Origin of the sequence: Persicirhabdus sediminis (genome assembly GCF_016595495.1) — a bacterium.
GTDB classification, from domain to species: Bacteria; Verrucomicrobiota; Verrucomicrobiia; order Verrucomicrobiales; family Akkermansiaceae; genus Persicirhabdus; species Persicirhabdus sediminis.
Genome location: NZ_JAENIM010000019.1, coordinates 1 through 4,838, shown reverse-complemented (window position 1 = coordinate 4,838; position 4,838 = coordinate 1). Strand labels below are relative to the sequence as shown.

Sequence of the window (4,838 nt, the reverse complement as noted above, 5' to 3'; positions counted from 1 at the left end):
GTTCTGCCAAAAAATATCTCAAATACTAAGAATCCTAACCAAGAAAAGACAATGATCTCATTTAAACCACTCGACGAAACCTGTCCAATCCATCAACAACTCGACGAAACCGCGTCTCCTGTTGTCCTCGTCAACGTATTCACCGTTGCTCCAGAGGAGGCCGATCAACTCATCAAAGCATGGGAGAATGATGCCAACTGGATGAAGCAGCAGCCCGGTTACATCTCCACGCAACTGCATCGCGCCATCGGTCAGAGTTCTGTATTTATGAACTACGCTACCTGGGATTCGGTCGAAGATTTTAAGAATGCATTCAATCACCCGGACTTCAAAGCCGCTATGGGTGCATACCCATCGAGTTCAGTTGCTAGCCCTCATCTATTCGAGAAAGTTGCAGTTACAAACCTCTGCACAAAATAAAGCACAAATAGAACACCGGGCAGAACAAGGCGTCGCTCCCAACACCTGCCCCGCTGCGAGTTCAATCCGTCATGATCATTCAACCCTCAAACCGCAGTCGAAGCCGCGCCCCCGGGCAGGTGTGAGAGGACTTCGACGTTAGCCAAAAGATGAAAGCTCTACTACTATTTCCACTGAGAATATACTGCTCGTTGACAGGAACCATATCAGCACTGCTAGTTGGTATCGTAGATCGATACACCTCTGAACACATGAAATTTCTTATGCTAGGATTTACTTGTGGATCGTGTAAAAGCTTTTTAATCAAGATGCCGATGGTTGCTGATATTATTGCAATAGATAAGGACGGTAAGGAGGTGCCAATGTGTGAGATACGAAAGAACGCTGACAAAATTTGCTGCCCTAAGTGCAACCATCAATGGTTATTTAGAAAAGCTAAGAAATAATTAGGCTAACAAGGCGCAGCACCCAACCGCTTCCCCGCCGAATTAATCACCTTTATGACAATTTCAATCTCAACCCAGAAACGTAGCGCGCTGAATGGTCAGCGGTTGATGTGCTAGACGTTCGCCTCAAAAGAATGAAGTCCATCAAGTATCCGCTTATCGATCTGGGCGATAGTTTTCCTGCCTCGAAGTCATCGATCGGGCTATACGAGTCCGCAGATCAGATGGGGCTTTGTAACCTCCTAGCGATTATAGGTGGTTGCTTCTGCAGTGATCGGCGCTTCTACGATCGCGATGGTAAAACCTTCAAGATTACAGGAGTCACTCCCGAACCACAGATTTCGGGACTCCACCGATTCCTTGCTCACGTTTGCTACAACCCGATCAAGAGGTTTCAGGTGGATCTCGGGCCGGCTGGAGAGGCTGACCTAGACCAGATGAAGCAACGGATCAGAGAGCTTCTAGAGAACGATCCGGGAGATCTGCTCTATCAGTGGACAGATCACGAGGAATGGGAGGCAGGTCTAACTGCTTCGAATTCCGTTCCTGAGTTATTCGATTTTATCACGAAGCGTGCACTCGTGGATCACTACGACTACGGAAACGAATCAGGCGAACAAGACGGTGGTGGACAAGCAGCTACTCGCTCTGAGTCGACATGACCCTCTTTACTACAACACTTAACCCTGTTTCGAGGTGGCGCTTCCAGTAGCCGCTGCCACACCTCGGACGTTCTCTCAAAAAATGACGGAAGCTCCCAAGGAAGCGGCAATACGGTGTGAGCTTTGCGGAGACGATACAAAGCCGTCGGAGATCGCAGTCATCGATGGTAAGACTTGCTGTCGACCATGTTCCGCTTCAATTCGCTCTGATCTCACACTGGTTGATCAGTTCGTCTCGTGGCATGGTGATTTGCCAATCGCTGAGATGAAGATGACGAGACATCCAGAACGAACAGAATTTCGACCTGGGCTCTTTGGAGCTGTTGCGGAATTCGAGCTTCCGGATATTCTGGGATCGATCACGATGCGAGCCGACGGTCAGTGTGATTCTGATGCACTGCGGGTTTCCACCGGCGAACAGATTCTTTGCTGCTATGCGATTCTAATCAACCCGGCCGAGGTCTCCGATCACCTCTCAGCCACCTACGAGACAATCGGGAGAGAACAAGCGGGTGGACACCAACCGCCTACACGCCCCGAGTCGAAATGACCCTGTTAACTTTAACCCTTAACCCTGTTGCGGAGTGGCGCTGCCTGTAGGCGGCGGGTCACCCTTGACGTTGATATGGCTGAAGTTTTGTCAAGTGAACACACCTATTTATTCTAGTTATTTTCATAAGTAGCTAAGTTTTTTATAACTTCAAAGGAGAGCCTAGCAGCAGGGCCTGGTGTGCATTCGCGCAGACTTTGTTTGCTGATATACGTGGACTGGGTACCACCGTTTTTTGTCTTCACCTAATGATCTTATCCTCTCTCTCGGACCGAGCGCTAGCTTCGTGGGAAGCCTGCTCCTAACGTCAACGAGGACTGATCTTGAGCCTGTTTTATGGGCTGCTGCTAGACTCTCTTTTGAAGTTTTAGTTGGTATCTAAATAATTCCTTGTTCCCTCCGTTCTTAGTGGTTCACCTGCGCTTTGCTCTAACTTTCAGTAACACATTCCATCTCAGGCATTGCTAGATTGCATTTATTTTGTAGCTCCCAGATGAAGGCAACGAGCTCTCTAGCAACGGCGACAATACACTTATTCTCGTTCTTGCCTCGCATCTTCAATTTTACGTATCGTTTATGCAGCCGGTTCTGCATCCGCCAGGCTAGCTCGAGGACTTCTTTGCTCTGCCCTTTTTGTCTATCACCTAGGGCTCCACTCACTTTTGGGGGGCGCCGAAAATGCTGAGCGCATTCTACTAACATCCAGCGTGCATGGCTATTGCCGCACTTGGTGATAGATCCTTGCCTGCGAGTTTCGCCAGATGATTTCTCACTGGGAACCAAACCAACAAAGGCCATCAGCTGCCGTGGATTTTGAAAACGCCGTAAATCTCCTAACTCGCTAACGATAGTGGTCGCCGCTACTTCTTGAAACCCCTTACAGGCCATCAGCGCGTCTACAACTGGCTTCCATTGCCAATCTTGAAGCAGCTCGAAGAGCTTATCCTTAAAGCGCTGAATACGGGTGACGCAGTAGTTGATAGCCTGTAAGTATTCCTCAAGAACTACCTTCTGGGTATCATTGGGCATCGTTAGATCTCTTAGGTACCTCATGTGAGCTGCTGTCCAGTTGGTTTTTCCAGAATAGCGAAAACCGTGACGTAGCAAAAAGGCCCCTAGCCGCTGCTTGGCTCTAGCAAGATCGTCAACCGCGTCTGTTCTGGCACGGCAAACATCACGCATGGCTTCATCTAGCTGAGGGGGGATTCGAACTAGAGTCAGGTCACCATTTTTATGGGCTCGGGCTAACTGTTTAGCATCGCGCTTATCGGTTTTGATTTGCTCACCTGCTTTTCGTTCAGTCTTGCTAGGTGCACACAGCGAACATTCTATGCCCAGCTGCAAGAGCCTACGGCCTAGAACAAAACCAGTGGGGCCAGCCTCATAACATACATCTAGCTCTTTCACATCAACCCCTAGCTGCTTAGCTAGCTTCCTAAGCGCTCGTTCGACGGCCAAATTACTACCACCACATGAGCCAAAGTAGTTAGCCTCGCCACGCTCCCCCTCCTTGATAGAGGCAATGGCTACAGATTCCTTGTGGACATCTAATCCAACATAGTATTTTTTAGAAGACATGAGAATGATTCTATTTGAGCAAGCGGTATGCTCGCAAGTACACAGCGCCCGCAAGCGCTTGGCTAACAAGGTCGACACTGAAACCCCTGCTGAGCTTCAGCCATAGAATCTCTGCAAAAAAAATGCTCCTAGATCGTGCAACATGTGATGCCAATCATCGACGATTTATCGAACGCGTCGTTGAGAAGGAGATGGTCTGGTATCTATCCCATCCAGCCGGCGTCGCTAATTCGGTTTCGAACGACGATGAGGAGACGACGGTTCTGATGTTTTGGTCTGATCGTGCCTATGCGACCCGTGCGCGGTCGAACGGATTCGAGGACTACGAAGAGACGTCCATGGACTTATTCGACTTCCTGTTTAGGTGGTTGCCGGGAATGAGTGAGGATGGAGTCCTTGCTGGCACGAATTGGACCGGCGATTTGATTGGCGTCGAGTGTGATCCTTTCGAGTTACGCGAGGAGATTGAGAGTGAGATGCCAGTAGAACTTCAACAGAACCATAAGGACCGATACGACGCGCTAAACAAATGACTGCAGAACAAGGCGCAGCACCCAACCGCTTCCCCGCCGAATTAATGACCTTATGATAATTTCAATCACAACCCAAAAACGTAGCGCGCTGAACGGTCAGCGGTTGGTGTGCTAGACGTTATGCTATCAATGAAACGCTTCGCTATTACTCTGGTCATTTTGCTAACAATCAGCCTAATTGGGGTATCTTTCGTCGGTCTTTCAGAAGGCGTGGAGAATAGTTCATCTGGGAATTACTTTACTCCCGAAGTTACAGGGGAAATTAGCCATATTTCAGGACAAGAATTTACAGTAAAGGTATCAGAAGAATTACAACTTTTAGGTGAAATACGTGATATAGCTTTGCCAGATAGGATAGCCATCACACTCACTCTTACAGGAACAAGGAATAAGTCTCTCTATTTTGGAGCGGATCCACTACCGTCTCAGGAAGATATTGTTTGCTTAGTTGAGAATGAGTTGATTAGATTAGGCATTATATCTGGTATTAAGCGAGCGGTTGTATCATTACCATTGGAACAGACCTAGCTTGTAACTAGCACAATGAAACTAAATCAAATTTGCATAACAAGACGTATCACCTAACTCCCTATGGCGCGTTTCCAGTGTCAGTTTTATGAAAACTATAAACCTTAACCCAGTATCGACG

Annotated in this window: 5 protein-coding genes; 4 read left to right on the top strand and 1 reads right to left on the bottom strand. The window is 48.1% G+C overall.

Annotation, left to right across the window (positions count from 1 at the left end; all coding sequences use genetic code 11):
- Positions 1-51: 51 nt before the first annotated feature.
- Together JIN82_RS03455 and JIN82_RS03450 are read left to right on the top strand one after the other, a co-directional pair.
- Positions 52-420: an antibiotic biosynthesis monooxygenase gene (locus tag JIN82_RS03455; protein ID WP_200309474.1), complete on the top strand. Its 369-nt coding sequence runs from the start codon at positions 52-54 to the stop codon at positions 418-420.
- A 580-nt stretch (positions 421-1,000) separates the two neighbouring features.
- Positions 1,001-1,528 (top strand): hypothetical protein, encoded by a 528-nt coding sequence (locus JIN82_RS03450; RefSeq protein WP_234041747.1) that lies wholly within the window; start codon positions 1,001-1,003, stop codon positions 1,526-1,528.
- Positions 1,529-2,507: 979 nt separating this feature from the next.
- On the opposite strand, the gene JIN82_RS03445 is transcribed toward JIN82_RS03450, so the two are convergent.
- The gene (locus JIN82_RS03445) at positions 2,508-3,656 is read right to left on the bottom strand and encodes an IS110 family RNA-guided transposase (RefSeq protein ID WP_200310246.1); all 1,149 of its coding nucleotides are present in this window, start codon (positions 3,654-3,656) and stop codon (positions 2,508-2,510) included.
- 122 nt (positions 3,657-3,778) lie between these two features.
- Between JIN82_RS03445 and JIN82_RS03440 the strand changes: the two genes are divergently transcribed.
- The gene (locus JIN82_RS03440) at positions 3,779-4,189 is read left to right on the top strand and encodes a DUF2750 domain-containing protein (RefSeq protein WP_200310245.1); all 411 of its coding nucleotides are present in this window, start codon (positions 3,779-3,781) and stop codon (positions 4,187-4,189) included.
- A 129-nt stretch (positions 4,190-4,318) separates the two neighbouring features.
- Complete coding sequence (locus JIN82_RS03435; RefSeq protein WP_200310244.1) at positions 4,319-4,717, top strand: hypothetical protein; 399 nt, start codon at positions 4,319-4,321, stop codon at positions 4,715-4,717.
- Positions 4,718-4,838: the final 121 nt, after the last annotated feature.